Origin of the sequence: Aeromonas sp. 75A (genome assembly GCF_051919425.1) — a bacterium.
Classification (GTDB): Bacteria; Pseudomonadota; Gammaproteobacteria; order Enterobacterales; family Aeromonadaceae; genus Aeromonas; species Aeromonas veronii.
On record NZ_JBQBES010000002.1, the window covers coordinates 1,403,349 to 1,417,946 of the forward strand.

16 protein-coding genes are annotated in these 14,598 nt (G+C 59.3%); 3 read left to right on the forward strand and 13 right to left on the reverse strand.

From position 1 onward, the window contains the following. Positions 1 to 382: 382 nt before the first annotated feature. The 5 genes from mdh to ACTG2T_RS06370 all read right to left on the reverse strand — a co-directional run bounded on the left by mdh (position 383) and on the right by ACTG2T_RS06370 (position 4,362). On the reverse strand, positions 383 to 1,318 hold the full coding sequence (mdh, locus tag ACTG2T_RS06350; RefSeq protein ID WP_019445592.1) for a malate dehydrogenase: 936 nt from the start codon (positions 1,316 to 1,318) through the stop codon (positions 383 to 385). A 221-nt stretch (positions 1,319 to 1,539) separates the two neighbouring features. Beyond that, a complete protein-coding gene (gene artM / locus ACTG2T_RS06355; RefSeq protein WP_005348902.1) occupies positions 1,540 to 2,202 on the reverse strand; it encodes an arginine ABC transporter permease ArtM in 663 nt (220 codons plus the stop codon). Between the two features lie 3 nt (positions 2,203 to 2,205). Continuing rightward, positions 2,206 to 2,856 carry an arginine ABC transporter permease ArtQ gene (gene artQ, locus ACTG2T_RS06360; RefSeq protein ID WP_033114055.1) on the reverse strand — a complete coding sequence of 217 codons (651 nt, stop codon included), beginning with the start codon at positions 2,854 to 2,856 and terminating at the stop codon, positions 2,206 to 2,208. Positions 2,857 to 2,859: 3 nt separating this feature from the next. After that, positions 2,860 to 3,597 (reverse strand): transporter substrate-binding domain-containing protein, encoded by a 738-nt coding sequence (locus tag ACTG2T_RS06365; RefSeq protein WP_164537734.1) that lies wholly within the window; start codon positions 3,595 to 3,597, stop codon positions 2,860 to 2,862. A gap of 24 nt (positions 3,598 to 3,621) precedes the next feature. Then, a complete protein-coding gene (locus tag ACTG2T_RS06370) occupies positions 3,622 to 4,362 on the reverse strand; it encodes an ATP-binding cassette domain-containing protein (RefSeq protein WP_330124902.1) in 741 nt (246 codons plus the stop codon). A gap of 201 nt (positions 4,363 to 4,563) precedes the next feature. Between ACTG2T_RS06370 and argR the strand changes: the two genes are divergently transcribed. Next, positions 4,564 to 5,034 (forward strand): transcriptional regulator ArgR, encoded by a 471-nt coding sequence (gene argR / locus ACTG2T_RS06375; RefSeq protein ID WP_005340378.1) that lies wholly within the window; start codon positions 4,564 to 4,566, stop codon positions 5,032 to 5,034. A 90-nt stretch (positions 5,035 to 5,124) separates the two neighbouring features. Here the strand turns inward: argR and ACTG2T_RS06380 are convergent, their stop codons facing one another. From ACTG2T_RS06380 to glnK, 5 genes are all read right to left on the reverse strand, one after another. Beyond that, on the reverse strand, positions 5,125 to 6,030 hold the full coding sequence (locus ACTG2T_RS06380; RefSeq protein ID WP_064338814.1) for a Dyp-type peroxidase: 906 nt from the start codon (positions 6,028 to 6,030) through the stop codon (positions 5,125 to 5,127). A gap of 103 nt (positions 6,031 to 6,133) precedes the next feature. Then, positions 6,134 to 7,168 (reverse strand): ABC transporter ATP-binding protein, encoded by a 1,035-nt coding sequence (locus ACTG2T_RS06385; protein WP_330124903.1) that lies wholly within the window; start codon positions 7,166 to 7,168, stop codon positions 6,134 to 6,136. An 82-nt stretch (positions 7,169 to 7,250) separates the two neighbouring features. Beyond that, positions 7,251 to 8,876 (reverse strand): ABC transporter permease, encoded by a 1,626-nt coding sequence (locus ACTG2T_RS06390; protein WP_330124904.1) that lies wholly within the window; start codon positions 8,874 to 8,876, stop codon positions 7,251 to 7,253. A gap of 39 nt (positions 8,877 to 8,915) precedes the next feature. After that, a complete protein-coding gene (locus ACTG2T_RS06395; RefSeq protein ID WP_330124934.1) occupies positions 8,916 to 9,923 on the reverse strand; it encodes a Fe(3+) ABC transporter substrate-binding protein in 1,008 nt (335 codons plus the stop codon). A gap of 258 nt (positions 9,924 to 10,181) precedes the next feature. Beyond that, positions 10,182 to 10,520 carry a P-II family nitrogen regulator gene (glnK, locus tag ACTG2T_RS06400; RefSeq protein WP_005341406.1) on the reverse strand — a complete coding sequence of 113 codons (339 nt, stop codon included), beginning with the start codon at positions 10,518 to 10,520 and terminating at the stop codon, positions 10,182 to 10,184. Between the two features lie 201 nt (positions 10,521 to 10,721). Between glnK and arfB the strand changes: the two genes are divergently transcribed. Together arfB and ACTG2T_RS06410 are read left to right on the forward strand one after the other, a co-directional pair. Then, positions 10,722 to 11,138 carry an alternative ribosome rescue aminoacyl-tRNA hydrolase ArfB gene (gene arfB, locus ACTG2T_RS06405; protein ID WP_019445599.1) on the forward strand — a complete coding sequence of 139 codons (417 nt, stop codon included), beginning with the start codon at positions 10,722 to 10,724 and terminating at the stop codon, positions 11,136 to 11,138. Positions 11,139 to 11,167: 29 nt separating this feature from the next. Continuing rightward, complete coding sequence (locus ACTG2T_RS06410) at positions 11,168 to 11,659, forward strand: methylated-DNA--[protein]-cysteine S-methyltransferase (RefSeq protein ID WP_330124905.1); 492 nt, start codon at positions 11,168 to 11,170, stop codon at positions 11,657 to 11,659. A 359-nt stretch (positions 11,660 to 12,018) separates the two neighbouring features. Here the strand turns inward: ACTG2T_RS06410 and ACTG2T_RS06415 are convergent, their stop codons facing one another. From ACTG2T_RS06415 to tapU, 3 genes are all read right to left on the reverse strand, one after another. Next, positions 12,019 to 12,444: a hypothetical protein gene (locus ACTG2T_RS06415; protein ID WP_005340360.1), complete on the reverse strand. Its 426-nt coding sequence runs from the start codon at positions 12,442 to 12,444 to the stop codon at positions 12,019 to 12,021. A gap of 194 nt (positions 12,445 to 12,638) precedes the next feature. Beyond that, positions 12,639 to 13,412 (reverse strand): peroxide stress protein YaaA, encoded by a 774-nt coding sequence (gene yaaA, locus ACTG2T_RS06420; RefSeq protein WP_330124906.1) that lies wholly within the window; start codon positions 13,410 to 13,412, stop codon positions 12,639 to 12,641. 49 nt (positions 13,413 to 13,461) lie between these two features. Next, positions 13,462 to 14,571, reverse strand: coding sequence for a type IVa pilus ATPase TapU (gene tapU / locus ACTG2T_RS06425; RefSeq protein WP_005340356.1), 1,110 nt, complete (start codon positions 14,569 to 14,571; stop codon positions 13,462 to 13,464). Positions 14,572 to 14,598: the final 27 nt, after the last annotated feature.

The following is a 14,598-nucleotide window of genomic DNA, read 5'->3' on the forward strand; positions in this document are numbered from 1 at the left end:
GCCGGTTTTGGCAACGGCGCGGCCCCCTCGCCACTGCTGGCAACGGGTGTGACCGGCTCGGCCGGAAGCAAGACGGGGACTGCCTCAGAGGGCGCTGGCGTAGCAGCAGAGACAGGCGCCGTTGCCACCGCAGCACTGCTTGCTGTCGGTGCCGATGCACTTGCTGCAGGCGCATCGCTTGATACGGCAGCCGATACCGCCTCGGCACCATAGAGGGGCGCGGTGAATGCACCGACAAGAATGAGTAGGGTAAGGGGTTTCATCATAAGGATCTCCTGCTGCACTCTGTTATCGGCACCAAGCCCCATCCCCTTAGCCTGACGGGCGGATCTCATCAATACAAAAGGGAGCCGAAGCTCCCTTGTTGGCACGGTTGACCCGCTTACTTGACGAAATCGACACCCAACTGAATATCGGCTTTCAGGGTAGCCAGCATGCCTTCCATCGCTTCCTGCTCGAAGGCGCTCAGCTTGCCGTAATCCAGGACGGTTTCGACGCCGTTCTTGCCCAGCAGTACCGGCTGCGCGAAGAAGGTGGCGTGCTCGCCGTTGCCTTCCACGTAGGCGCACTCGACAACGTTGGCTTCGCCCTGCAGACCCTTGATGAGGGAGAGACCAAAACGGCAAGCCGCCTGACCCATGGAAAGGGTAGCGGAACCGCCACCGGCCTTGGCTTCTACCACTTCGGTACCAGCATTCTGGATGCGCTTGGTCATGGCGGCCACTTCTTCAGCGGTGAAGGAGGCGCCTTCAATCTGGGAGAGCAGCGGCAGAATAGTCACGCCACTGTGGCCACCGATCACGTTGACGCGAACCTTGTCCACGTTCAACCCTTTGGCGGCGGCCACGAAGGTCTCGGCGCGGATCACGTCCAGAGTGGTGACACCGAACAGGCGACGCTTGTCATAGACACCGGCTTTCTTCAGCACTTCGGCGGCGATAGCCACAGTGGTGTTGACCGGGTTGGTGATGATGCCGATCAGTGCTTTCGGGCAAGTGGCCGCGCACTTCTCGACCAGATTCTTGACGATACCGGCGTTGATATTGAACAGGTCGGAGCGATCCATCCCCGGCTTGCGTGCCACACCGGCGGAGATCAGCACCACATCGGCCCCAACCAGCGCAGGAGTCGGATCTTCACCGCAGAAGCCCTTGATGGCGACGTCGGTAGGAATATGACTGAGGTCAACGGCCACACCCGGGGTGACCGGGGCGATGTCATACAGGCTCAGCTCGGAGCCGGCCGGCAGACGGTTTTTCAACAGCAGAGCGAGGGCTTGACCGATGCCACCAGCGGCACCCAGAACGGCAACTTTCATGATCAACTCCATGTTTAAGCGTAGGTTTAAGGTTGTTTGTTGTTGTGCGCCCAACCTTAATGGATCCCCCCATAAAAAACAATCTGATAACAGTTGCAGTCACGGGTTCTGTGAGCCACGAAACATGCGGGAGCAAAAATTGGAGGGAAATACAAAAAGTTGGAGGAGAAGCACAGTTTTTCTGCACTTCTCCTTACCATAAAGAGGTAGTTCTGAAGGTTTCAGGATTGGAATGCCAACGCCCGTTTTTCACACCAGCGAAAACCAATTGTTAACAATCCGTTCATCGCCAGATAAAGCCCGCCAGCCACCCCGAACACCGCCAGGGTATCGTAGGTCTGGGCGTTCAACCCCTGCGCCAGCCCCATGATGTCCATGATGGTGATGGTACTGGCGAGGGAGCTCCCCTTGAGCACCAGGATCACCTCGTTGGAGTAGGCGGGCACCAGATGACGGGCGGCGTGGCGCACCTTCATCCAGAGGGTCTGGCGACCGTTAAAACCAAGCGCACGACACGCCTCCACCTCACCAGCCGGGATGGCATCGAGCGCCCCCTTGAACAACCGGGTGGAGTAGGCCGCCGTGTTGAGACCCAGCGCCAGCACGGCGCAGAACCAGGGCTGCTTGAGCAGCGGCCAGAGCGGGCTGGCTTTAAGCCACTCGAACTGGCCCGGCCCGTAGTAAATCAGGAAGATCTGGATAAGCAGCGGCGTGCCGGTAAAGAGCAGCACCCACAGCTGCACCAGCTGGGTCGCCACCGGCAGGCGCAGCTCCAGCACCCAGGTCATCAGGGCCGCCAGCACAATCCCCAGCAGCAGACTGAACAGGGTCAGCTCCAGCGTGGTGACAAGACCGCCCAGCAACGTAACGAGATACTCTTGCATCAGTTAGCCTCCGTAGCGGCGGGTGTAGCGGGCAGCCAGCCCGAGGCCGTACTCGCTCACCAGACTGATAGCCAGATAGATGAGGGCCGCAGCGGCATACCAGGTGAAAGGCTCATAGGTACTGGCCGAGGCCATCTGGGCCTGACGCATCATCTCGTTCACCCCGATAAGCGACACCAGCGCGGTATCTTTCAGCAATACCAGCCACTGGTTGCCAAGGCCCGGCAGGGCATGACGCCACGCCTGCGGCAACACGATGCGAAAGAAGATGTGGCTCTTGCCAAGACCCAGCGCCAGCGCAGCCAACCGTTGACCTGAAGGCACCGCATTGAGCGCTGCCCGCAGGGTCTGGGTCGCATAGCTGGCGAACAGCAGGGAGAGCGCCAGCACGCCACAGGCGAACGGACTGAACTCCACATACTCGCCAGTGATGAGGAACAGCACCTGGGTCGAACCGAAGTAGATGAACAGCACCACCAGCAACTCGGGCAGGCCACGGATCAGCGTGGTCAGAGTGGCCACCGGCCAGACCAATGCACGCTGCTTGCTGAGCTCGGCGGCACTGAACGCCAGTGCCAATACCATGCCCCCGACCAGTGATGCCAAGGCCAGCCCGAGGGTCATCCAGGCTGCATCCAACAACAGGCTCAACATGGCTTACTGCGCGAAGTATTTGTCGAAGATTTTCTGATAGGTGCCGTTGGCCTTGATCTCGGCCAGCCCCTTGTTCAGCTGGGTCAGCAGCTCCTGATTGCCCTTGGCAACCGCGATGCCAAAGCCGGTACCGAAGTACTTGGCATCGGTCACTGGCGCACCCACCACCGCATACTCCTTGTGCTGCTTCAGCCAATCGGCAGCAACGGCGGTATCAGCAAACACACAGTCGGTACGGCCATTCATCATGTCGAGGAAGGCGCTCTGGTAGCTGGCGTACGGCACGGTCAGCAGGCCCTTGCTCACCCAGTTATCCACCAGATAGGACTGGTGAGAGGTACCGTTCTGCACGCCGACCGTCTTGTCGACCATCTCTTCCGGCCCCTTGAAGGCCCCTTTCTTGGCGACGAATACTGCCGAGTTCTCGTAATAGATGTCGGAGAAATCGACCTGAGCGGCCCGCTCAGGGGTTACGTCCATGGCGGCGATGGCGGCATCATAGCGACGGAATTTCAGGCTGGGGATCAGGCTGTCAAAGGCCTGGTTGTGGAAGCTGCACTCCAGCTTGGCCTGCTCGCAGATGGCGCGCGCCAGATCGATGTCAAAACCCTGAAACTCGTTCTTGTCATCCAGGTATTCGAACGGTGCGTAGGTGGCCTCGGTGGCGAACTTGATCTCTTTGGCCATGACGGAGGTACTCAACAGGCCCATGGCAGCAACCAACAACAGACTCTTTTTCATGACAGCTTCCTTATCGATTCAATATCAATGCATCAAGAATTCGGCAAACCGGCTGGTTTGCGGGGATTGGAAAATGGCAGCGGTGCCGGATTCGATGATCCGCCCCTTCTCCAGATAAATCACCTGACTGGCCACCTTGCGGGCAAAGTCAACCTCGTGGGTCACCACCACCTGGGTAATGCCGGTCTGGCTCAGGTTGCGGATGATCTCGGCCACCTCCTTGGTGATCTCGGGATCGAGGGCAGCAGTCGGCTCGTCAAACAGCAACACTTCCGGGTCCATCATCAGGGTACGAGCAATGGCCACCCGCTGCTGCTGACCGCCGGAGAGACGTGCCGGCCAGGCATCGCGCTTGTCGGCCAGTTGCAGCTGAGCCAGCAGGTAGGCCCCCTTCTCGATGGCGGCCTCCTTGCTCACGCCGAGCACCTTGACCGGCGCTTCAATCAGATTCTCCATCACAGTAAGATGTGGCCAGAGATTGTACTGCTGGAACACCATCCCCACCTTGCGACGCAGCAGTTGGGACTGGCGGTTGAATTCGGCAGCAGAGAGGGAGTTCGGGAAAGAAAATTCACTTTCACCAATCCGCAGAACCCCCGCATCCGGGGTATCCAGCAGGTTCATCATCCGTAGCAGGGAACTCTTGCCAGCACCGCTCGGGCCCAGCAACACCAAGGTTTCACCGGGAGATGTCCGAAAGCTGACCTGTTGCAGAACCGGCACCTTGTGCCAGGACTTCTCGATACCTATTAATTCAATACCCATACAGCCCAATTGAATAAGTTTTCAAAATTTCATCCCGATTCTATCCCTAATAAAGGTTGATGCAAGCCATTTTTGAATCAATATGCAGAACAAGCGCCGCTTCCTTGCAAAAAACGGCATATGAATGCAAAATGGCCCCGCTGTTCGTATCTGCCGCCTGTATCGCACAGGCCGCCACACCTCCTCATTCGTGAGACCAAGATGAAACACAACGACAAGCAAGAAAAACTGGCCAAGGCCTTTAAAGCCTTGCTGAAAGAAGAGCGCTTTGGCTCCCAGGCAGAAATCGTCACCGCCCTGCAAGAGCTGGGCTTCGAGAACATCAACCAGTCCAAGGTATCGCGCATGCTGAGCCGCTTCGGCGCCGTTCGCACTCGCAATGCCAAGATGGAGATGGTCTACTGCCTGCCGGTGGAACTGGGCGTGCCCACCACCTCCAGCCCGCTCAAGAATCTGGTGCTGGACGTCGATCACAACGGCGCACTGGTGGTGATCCACACCAGCCCGGGCGCAGCCCAGCTGATCGCCCGCCTGCTCGACTCCCTCGGCAAGGCAGAGGGGATCCTCGGCACCATCGCCGGTGACGACACCATCTTCATCACCCCGACCAGCGACACCGATATCGAAGAGCTCTACCTCTCCGCCCTCGAGCTGTTCGAACAGACTCCGTAATGGTTGCCGCCGCGTCATCGCGGTCACGCCAGAACGAAAAATCCCGGCCAAGGCCGGGATTTTTGTTTTCTGCATCTTCGTCAGGCGGGCTTATTTGCCTTGCGCCATCAGAAAACCTTCCGATGGGGCGAAGAAAGCCGCGCCGGTCACCGCCTTGGTGAAGCGCAGCAGGTGGTCGAAGTGGCTGCCCTCCCCCTTGTACATGCTGGCCAGCATGGCGTTGAAGTGCTGCGGAGTGCGGCAGCAGGAGATGAAGTAGAGCCCCTGCTCGGTCATGGTGCCCCAGGGCATGCTCTGGCGCAGGATCTCCATGGACTCCCCTTTCGGCGTCTTGAGGTTGACCCGCTTGATGTGGGCGGTCAGCGGCTTGGCGGCAGATTCATACTCGATATTGTCGGGCTTGGTACGACCGATAATGTCTTCCTGCTCTTTCTGCGCCAGCTTCTCCCAGTCGCTCATGGCGTGGACCCAGCGCTGGACGTGGATGTAGGAGCCACCGGCAAACTCGCCTTCCGCCAGCAGCGCCACTTCGGCACGGTGCTCATCCTGCGGGTTCTCGGTGCCGTCAACGAAACCGGTCAGGTCACGGAAATCCAGATTGCGGAAACCGCGCACCTCTTCGGCCAGCTCGACCAGTCCGGCCAGCAGCGCCATCACACGGTGACCGGCGTGGTGCAGCACATCCACCCGATCGGCGCGCAGCTGAATAAAGAGATCAAACGGGGTGTTGGGGGCTTCCTGACCGTTGGCGGATTGCGCCATAAAACTGCGGAACTGGGGCGGACGGGCGGCAGGGTAGAGACCATCCCAGGCATCGGCGCCAACGGCAACCAGACCGCTGAACCCGGCATCAGGGAAATCGGCAGCGACCGCCTGCCACAGGGCGGGCAGTTTGGCCAGACGGCCGACCAGTTCGGCGGCGTCGCCGGTGCGATTGAACATCAGATAGAGGGCGTGCAGATTCGGCTCTGCGCAGATCCCGGCTTGGGCTTTCATATATCTCTCCCCTGAGTAGGCGTTAGCGTTACGGGCTATTTGCGTTGCGCGATTATAAACCAGAGTGGATCCAGTTCTTTGATTTCACGACGATATCACGCGTTCAGGGCAAAGGGTCAAACAACACCAGCCCATGGGGGGCAACCTTGATCCGTGCCCGCATCCCATCAAGGGGCTCGCCAATGCTCGCCTCCAGCTGCAGATCGCCACACTCGAACAGCACCCGGCAGTGGTGGCCGAGGAACTGCTGCTCCACCACCTTGAGCTCGCCATCTGCGGCGCTCTCCAGCAGCAGTTGCTGGGGGCGGAGCATCAGCTGCAACTGCTCGCCCACCGCGCGGCCATGAGGCTCGCTGCCACAAATGACCCCGAGCGCCGTATGCACGCAGTGGCTGTCCACCACCTCGGCAGCCAGGTAGTTGACCCCGCCGAGAAACTCCGCCACGAAGCGGTTTTGCGGGCGGCGATAGAGCTGCTCCGGCTGACCCACCTGCTCGATGTGACCGGCGCGAAACAGCGCCAGTCGATCGGCGAAGGCAAACGCCTCCTCCTTGCTGTGGCTGACGAAGATGGCGCCGATCCCCTGCTGCTTGAGCAGGGCGCGGATCTCGAGGATCAGCTTCATACGCACCTGGGTATCAATGTTGGAGAAGGGCTCATCCAGCAGCATCAGCCGCGGCTTGCACACCAGCGCCCGGGCGATGGCCACCCGCTGCTGCTGACCACCGGAGAGCTGGTGCGGATAACGATCCCCCAGCCCCTGCAGATTGACCAGCGCCAGCGCCTCGTCCACCTGCTGCTGGCGGGCACTGCGGTCGAGTTTGGTCAGCCCGAAACCGACGTTGTCGGCCACCGTCAGGTGGGGAAAGAGGGCGTAATCCTGAAAGATCATGCCGATGTTGCGCGCCTCGGGCGGCACGCTGGCCCCCGGCCCGTCGAGCAGGGTATCGCCGAGGCGAATAGAGCCCTCTGCCAACGGCAGCAGCCCGGCGATGGCCTTGAGCAACGTGGTTTTGCCGCAGCCACTGGCTCCCAGCAGGCAGACGATCTCGTTGTCTGCCACCGTCAGGGAGAGCTGCTCCAGCACATTGCGGCCGTTGTAACGGCAGCTGACATTTTCAACCTGCAAACAGGACAAGGCTGACTTCCTCTCGTTTCTGGCGGCGCACTGCCTTTCGGTTCAGCACACCGCATGCTATTTCATTGACCGACGCGGCGACTCAGTGGCCCGGACTGTCCAGAGTGCGGTTGACCCAGATCAGCGGCAACAGCCCCACCAGCACGATGACGATGGCCCCGAGCGCGCCGCGCTCCAGCATCTCGTCCGAGACGAATTGGTAGACGTGGGTCGCCAGGGTATCGAAGTTGAAGGGCCGCAGCAGCAGAGCGGCAGGCAGCTCCTTCATGGATTCGATGAATACCAGCATGGCACCGGCAAACAGACCCCGGCGCACCAGTGGCAGATGAACCCGCCGCAGCATGCCGCCATCCCCTTGCCCCAGAGAGCGGGCCGCCATGTCGAGGCTGGGGGAGATCTTGCCCATGCTGCTCTCCACCGAGCCGATGGCGATGGCCACGAAGCGCACCAGATAGCCGAACACGATGGCGGTGATGGTGCCGGTCAGCAGCAAGCCCGGCCCCTGACGCCCAAGCCACTCGGCCAGATCGTTGATGGCAAAGTCGAGGGCGGTGAGCGGCACCAGCACCCCGATAGCGAGCACGGTGCCCGGCATGGCGTAGCCCATGGCGGCGATGCGCAGGGGCAGCAAACTCTTGAACCCGCCATCGAGACGGCGGAAGAAGCCGAGCAGCAGGGCGATGCCCATCGCCAGCAGAGCGGTCAGCGCCGAGATAGCCAAACTGTTGCCGGCGAAGCGGACAAACTCCGGCGTCCACGACAACTCGAAGTAACGCACGCCGTAATCGAGTAGGATGACGAATGGCAGGCCGAAACCGGCCAGCACCAGCCCCCAGCACCAGAGACCGGCCAACCAACGGCCAATCCCCTTGAGCGGATAGCGCAGCGGCTGCTCATGGCCCATGGACTTCTGGAACACCTGCTGCCGACTGCGCGAGCGGCGCTCCAGCGCGATCAGCAGCACCACAGCCAGCAGCATCAGGCAGGAGAGTTTGGCCGCGGTGGCCAGACTACCGTAGCCGAGCCAGGTGTCGTAGACCGCCGTGGTCAGGGTGTTGATGGCAAAGAAGTGGACGGTGGCGAAATCGGCCAGCGTCTCCATGGCCACCAGCGATACCGCCACCATGATGGCGGGGCGCGCCAGCGGCAGACTGAGGCGGCGAAAACTCTGCCACGGGGTACAGCCGAGCAGGCGGCTGGAGTGGATCAGGCTGACTGACTGCTCGAGAAAAGAGGCGCGGGTCAGCAGATAGACATAAGGGAACAGCACCAGCGCCAGCACCCAGGCGGCGCCGCCAAGGGAGCGAATGGCCGGAAACCAGTAATCGGCAGGACTGTTCCAGCCAAATAGTGCTCGCAACCCGGCCTGTAGCGGGCCCGAGTAATCGAGCAAGTCGGTATAGACGTAGGCGACGATATAGGAGGGCATGGCCATTGGCAGCATCAAGGCCCACTGCAAAGCGCGCCGCCCCGGCACCTGACACATGGCCACCAGCCAGGCGGTGGGCACGCCAAATAGCAGGCTTAGCAATACTACGCCGACCACCAGCCCCAGGGTATTGCCCAGATAATCGAGCAGCACGGTATCGGCGAGGTGGCGAAAGAGATCTCCCTCAGCCGAGAAGGCAGAGAAAAGCAGGGCTATAACCGGTAAACCCAGCAGCAGGGCGATGGCCCAGCTGCCGGTCATCCATCCAAAATTTTTCATGAGACCACAGATGTTGATGGGGCCGTTGGCCCCATCTGATTACAAATCGAACTTCACTTCATCCAGCAACTGCAAGGCGTCCTTGCGGTGCTTGGCGTAATCGCTGACCGGTAGTACGTCAGACTTGAAACTGCCCCAAGACTTGACCATGGCGGAAGGCTCGACTCCGGCCTTGACCGGATATTCGGCATTCACGTCCGCATACATGTGCTGGGCGGTGTCGCCAGCCAGAAACTCCATCAGCTTCTGGGCCTCGGCCTTGTTCTTGGCATACTTGGTCATGGCCACGCCGCTCACGTTGACGTGGGCACCGCGGTCAGCCTGGTTCGGGAAGTTGATATAGACCGCATCCGCCCAGGACTTCTGCGCAGGATCTTTCAACATGGCGCCCAGATAGTAGCTGTTGCCGAGCGACACGTCACAGATACCATCCTTGATCGCCTTGACCTGATCCCGGTCGTTGCCCTGCGGCTTGCGCGCCAGGTTGGCCTTGACCCCTTCCAGCCAGGTTTTGGTCTCGGCCATGCCGTGATGGGCAATCATGGAGGAGACCAGCGCCACATTGTACTCATGCTTGCCGCTGCGGGTGCAGATTTTCCCTTTGAATTCCGGTTTGGCCAGATCTTCATAGCTGATGGTATCGAGCTTGCCGAGGCGCTCCTTGCTGGAGTAGATGGCGCGAACCCGGGTGGTCAGCGCGAACCAGCGATTCTCCGGATCACGATAGATAGCGGGGATGTTCTCCTGCAGGATCTTGCTATCCACCGGCTGTACCAGCCCCTTGTCCACCAGATCGGTCAGACGGCTGATATCGACGGTCAGCATCAGGTCGGCCGGAGAGAGCTTGCCTTCCCGCTCCAGACGCTCGTTCAATCCCTCTTTGGCGAACACCACGTTCACCTTGATGCCAGATTCCTTCTCGAACTGCTGGATGATGGGCTTGATCAGCTCATCCTGCCGGTTGGAGTAGACATTCACTTCCCCGGCCGCCAATGCAGACTGAGCTGCCAACGCAGAGAAAGCCAGTGCCAACATCTTCATTTTCATCATCCATTCCTTGATTAGCTATACAGAGTGATAACGATTTCCGTTTGCATTCTGCATACATCTTATAAGCGGATCAAGAAAGCTCGCCGTCGCCACATCACATATTTAATCGCCCACGAATGAAAAGGGCCGGATGGAATCCCATTCGGCCTCTTCAGAGCAAAACGTTATGTTGATCAGGCTTCAATAAGCGCTCACTCCATCGGGATTCCCCGAGATCGGGAGGTCAACAGATCTGTACGTCACGGATGCGGTTCATCACAGCGCCTCGTCGTCACTTTCGCCGGTGCGGATGCGCACCGCTTGCAGCAAGTCGTAGACAAAAATCTTGCCGTCGCCGATCTTGCCGGTATAGGCCGCCTTGCAGATCGCCTCGATCACCCCTTCCACGTTATCATCGGCGGTAGCAATCTCCAGCTTCACCTTGGGCAGGAAGTCGACCTGATACTCGGCTCCCCGGTATAATTCGGTGTGTCCCTTCTGGCGGCCAAATCCCTTGACCTCGGACACGGTCAGCCCTTCCACCCCCAGGTTGGCAATAGCCTCGCGGACATCGTCCAACTTGAACGGTTTGATAATCGCACTAATCAGCTTCATCTGGTTGCTCCCAATCCATGGTGTGTCATGAATCGGGTTTCAATTCTTATGCCAAGTATTTTTATTGTTTTATTTCATATAGATAGAGTTTAATGCCCGCGCCATTCGCCAGGCACATCCCCATAACCGGCCAGCACGCCCCATAATGAGGCACCATGCTGCAGCGGTCAGCGGGTATGCACCAAACAAGAGCAAAACAGCATGTTAGTTATCTCCAACAGCGTCACGATTCCCTGGCATGAGCTGCAATTTCAGACCATGCGGGCACAGGGCAACGGTGGACAGCACGTCAACAAGACCGACTCCGCCGTCTGGCTGCGCTTCGATTACCGCAACTCTCCCAGCCTGACGCCCCTCTACAAGGAGGGTCTCGACAAGCTGAGCGACAGCCGGGTACACGATGGCTTTGTCCTGATCCGGGTCGAGAGCCATCGCAGCCAGGACATGAACCGCAAGGAGGCGATGAGCCGTCTGGTGGAGTTGCTGAAAAAAGCAGCCTGGCGCCCCAAGGCTCGCCATGCCACCAAGCCGACCCGCAGCTCCCAGCGCAAACGGGTCGATGCCAAAAAGCGCAAGGGGGATATCAAGTCCGCCCGCGGCAAGCCAGTTCTGGACTGAGCCTCCCCGCCCCCAAAGGATGTCAGCCGATGAGATACAGTTTTTGCGACAGCGCCCGCGGCCCGCTGCTGGTCGCCATCGATCAGGATGGCCTGCGCCACGTGGAGTTCATGCACGGGGAGCGTCCCGTCATGCCGCAAACTGACTGGCAACGGGATGACAAGGCACTGGCCCTCTATCTTGCCCAGTTCAACGCCTATTTTGCCGGAAAATTACAGCAGTTCGATCTGCCCATGGCAGCGAAGGGCACCCCGTTCCAGCAAACGGTGTGGAACGCTTTGTGTGATATCCCCTATGGCGAGACCGTGAGCTATCTCGAGATTGCCCAGGCTATCGGCAATCCCAAGGCGGTGCGGGCGGTAGGCGCTGCCAATGGCCGCAATCCGCTCAGCATCATAGTACCCTGCCATCGGGTGATCGGACGCAGCGGCGAGCTGACCGGCTATGCTGGCGGCATTCCCATCAAGCGCTGGTTGCTGGCTCTGGAACAGACTGGCACAACATTCGAGCTGGCCCCATGAGACGATGAGCGCCTTGGAGAGGGCGGGACAATATGGTGGCCAAAATGAAAAGGTATTCAGCCAGTAGCCACGCTTTGCTGACAAGATGAACAGAAAATGAAGAATCGCCTCAGAACTACTTCAGATTGAGCTTGGCATGATGGCTCCATACTTGAATGGCACGGCTCATTCGCTGATTCAAGTAGCACCCATGTGACGCTTCCAATCTGTCTTTTTCCCCGCGCCTCCTCTGAGGCGCTTTTTTTGTGCCAACACAACAGGCCACCACCCGGGTTGAGTGGCCTGAGCGCCACAAAATCTGCACCTGCCCAAAAACCAAGAGGCGAAGGATCATCCTTCACCTCTGACGTAACAGCTGGCTACTCGCTCTGGGGCAGGAACTGCAGTTCCGGCGCCGAGGAGGTCAGCACATCGGCGCAATAATCCCAGGTCGAGATGCGATAGTGCTGCAGATCTTCATCCAGATGCAGACCGTCCGACTCCTGATGGAACCAGCTGGCAAAACGGGATGGGGTGATGAGCTGGATCTGCTCTTCGATAGCGTGACTATCCTTCCCCTCGGCCAGATCGCAATCCTCGATGACCCGCAGGGCATAGATATGGCGAAAATAGACCCGGCAGAGGATTTGCGGGGGCAGATCGATGCTGCGTGCCCGCCCCAGCATGATGGTCAGAGAGTCGCTCCAGAGATCCTGATGCAGCTCGGCCACAACCAGACCGGGCGGTAGCTGGCGGGACGGAGCCCAAGGGACGGCAACCTGCCGAATGGCATTTTTCTGTTCCATATTCACCTCGCAACGACTCGCTCCCTGTCTTGAGTCTATCTGAACCACATAGTCCCGGCGAAGGCAATCGATGGACAATAAAAACGGCAATAAAAAAGCCGACGTATCAAACGTCGGCGAATAAAAAGTGCTTACAACAGAGGATTCACATATTCAGACCCGCGGGTCGAAAGATTGGTTCCCTCTTTTTGTAATTAATTTTCGGCGCGTTTAAACATCAGGGTATTGGCGTCCGACTCTTCCGGCACAAAGTAGTAGCCCTCGGCGTTGAAACCGGTCAGCTGCTCCACCTCGGTCAGACGGTGCTTGATGATGTGGCGAGCCATCATGCCGCGCGCCTTCTTGGCGTAGAAGCTGATGATCTTGAACTGGCCGTTCTTCTCATCCTTGAACACCGGTGTGACAATCCGCCCTTTCAGGCTCTTGGGTCGTACCGACTTGAAATACTCGTCGGAGGCCAGATTGATCAACACTTCATCCCCCTGCGCAGCCAGCGCGTCGTTGAGGTGGTGAGTGATCACCTCCCCCCAGAACTGGTAAAGATCCTTGCCGCGACTATTGTCGAGCCTGGTCCCCATCTCCAGCCGATAGGGCATCATCAGGTCGAGGGGGCGAAGCACGCCGTAGAGGCCGGAGAGCATCCGCAGGTGTGCCTGAGCGAAGTCAAAATCGGCCTCGCTGAAATCCTCCACCGCCAATCCGGTGTAGACATCCCCCTTGAAGGCCAGCAGCGCCTGACGGGCGTTGGTAGGGGTGAAATCTGGCTGCCACTCGGCAAAACGGGCGGCATTGAGACCGGCCAGCTTGTCGCTGATCTTCATCAGAGTGGCGATCTGGTCAGGGCTCAGTTGGCGGGCCCGGCTAATCAGTTCGGCGGAGTGATCCAGCAGCTCGGGTTGGGTGAAACGGGGTGTCACCAGCGGTGACTCGTAATCCAGCGTCTTGGCCGGGGAAACCACAATCAGCATAACGTTCCTTTATGGAGAGGGGCCGAACGCGGCAGAGCGGCCCCATGATTCATTCATCCAGCGTCACATTGTCCAGCGTACCGGTGCCGAGCCGCTCGCGACCGGAGAGCTTGATCAGCAGTCGCAGGTCGTTGGCCGAGTCGGCGTGGGCGAGTGCCTCACTGTAGCCAATCTGGCCGGCGCAGAACAGGCTGAAGAGCGCCTGATCGAAGGTCTGCATACCCAGCTCGGTCGATTTGGTCATCACCTCCTTGAGGCGATGCATCTCTCCCTTGCGAATAATATCGGTGATGAGCGGGGTATTGAGCAGGATCTCGAACGCAGCGCAGCGCCGCTTGCCATCCATACTTGGCACCAGCTGCTGGGCGACGATGGCCTTGAGGTTGAAAGAGAGATCGAACAGGAACTGGCGGTGTTTGTCTTGCGGCACCAGATGGAGGATGCGATCAAGCGCCTGGTTGGCATTGTTGGCATGCAAAGTGGCGAGACAAAGGTGGCCTGTCTCGGCGAACTGCAGGGCAAACTCCATGGTCTCCTGACTTCGTATCTCGCCGATCAGGATCACGTCCGGCGCCTGACGCAGCGAGCTTTTTAGCGCCACATCGAATGACTCGGTGTCGATCCCCACCTCTCGCTGGGTCACCAGACTGCGACCATGCTGATGGACGAACTCCACCGGGTCTTCCACCGTCAGAATGTGACCATCGGCATGCTGGTTGCGATAGCCGATCATCGCCGCCTGGGTAGTCGATTTGCCCGCCCCGGTGGCGCCGACAAACAGCACCAGCCCCCGCTTGGCCATCGCCACCTCTTGCAGGATCTTGGGTAGCTGCAGATCTTCAAAGGTGGGAATGCGGGTCTCGATACGCCGCACCACCATGCCGGGCAGCTCCTGCTGCCAGAAGGCACTGACCCGAAAACGGCCAAGCGCTTCGCGATAGATCGCGTAGTTGGCCTCCTTGGTGCGGATATAGCGCTCGAAGTGATCGCTGCTGAGGGTATCCCTGACCAGCGTCAGCGCCCCCTTCTTGTCGAGCGCCTCCCCCCCCAGCGACACCAGATGGCCATTCACCTTGAGGGTGGGCGGCGAGCCCACCGTCACAAACAGATCCGATCCCTTTCGCTCGACCAGCTCGCTCAGCAGATCATCCAGATTCATCATCTATCCCTCCCTGAGTACGAGTCG

Excerpts from the sequence above, each read along its gene's own strand:
- ACTG2T_RS06365 (WP_164537734.1), bottom strand. The coding sequence starts at position 3,597 with ATGAAAAAGAGTCTGTTGTTGGTTGCTGCCATGGGCCTGTTGAGTACC.
- ACTG2T_RS06370 (WP_330124902.1), bottom strand. The coding sequence starts at position 4,362 with ATGGGTATTGAATTAATAGGTATCGAGAAGTCCTGGCACAAGGTGCCG.
- argR (WP_005340378.1), top strand. The coding sequence starts at position 4,564 with ATGAAACACAACGACAAGCAAGAAAAACTGGCCAAGGCCTTTAAAGCC.
- yaaA (WP_330124906.1), bottom strand. The coding sequence starts at position 13,412 with ATGCTGATTGTGGTTTCCCCGGCCAAGACGCTGGATTACGAGTCACCG.
- mdh (WP_019445592.1), bottom strand. The coding sequence starts at position 1,318 with ATGAAAGTTGCCGTTCTGGGTGCCGCTGGTGGCATCGGTCAAGCCCTC.
- tapU (WP_005340356.1), bottom strand. The coding sequence starts at position 14,571 with ATGAATCTGGATGATCTGCTGAGCGAGCTGGTCGAGCGAAAGGGATCG.
- ACTG2T_RS06380 (WP_064338814.1), bottom strand. The coding sequence starts at position 6,030 with ATGAAAGCCCAAGCCGGGATCTGCGCAGAGCCGAATCTGCACGCCCTC.
- arfB (WP_019445599.1), top strand. The coding sequence starts at position 10,722 with ATGTTAGTTATCTCCAACAGCGTCACGATTCCCTGGCATGAGCTGCAA.
- ACTG2T_RS06390 (WP_330124904.1), bottom strand. The coding sequence starts at position 8,876 with ATGAAAAATTTTGGATGGATGACCGGCAGCTGGGCCATCGCCCTGCTG.
- ACTG2T_RS06410 (WP_330124905.1), top strand. The coding sequence starts at position 11,168 with ATGAGATACAGTTTTTGCGACAGCGCCCGCGGCCCGCTGCTGGTCGCC.
- ACTG2T_RS06415 (WP_005340360.1), bottom strand. The coding sequence starts at position 12,444 with ATGGAACAGAAAAATGCCATTCGGCAGGTTGCCGTCCCTTGGGCTCCG.
- glnK (WP_005341406.1), bottom strand. The coding sequence starts at position 10,520 with ATGAAGCTGATTAGTGCGATTATCAAACCGTTCAAGTTGGACGATGTC.
- artM (WP_005348902.1), bottom strand. The coding sequence starts at position 2,202 with ATGCAAGAGTATCTCGTTACGTTGCTGGGCGGTCTTGTCACCACGCTG.
- artQ (WP_033114055.1), bottom strand. The coding sequence starts at position 2,856 with ATGTTGAGCCTGTTGTTGGATGCAGCCTGGATGACCCTCGGGCTGGCC.
- ACTG2T_RS06395 (WP_330124934.1), bottom strand. The coding sequence starts at position 9,923 with ATGAAAATGAAGATGTTGGCACTGGCTTTCTCTGCGTTGGCAGCTCAG.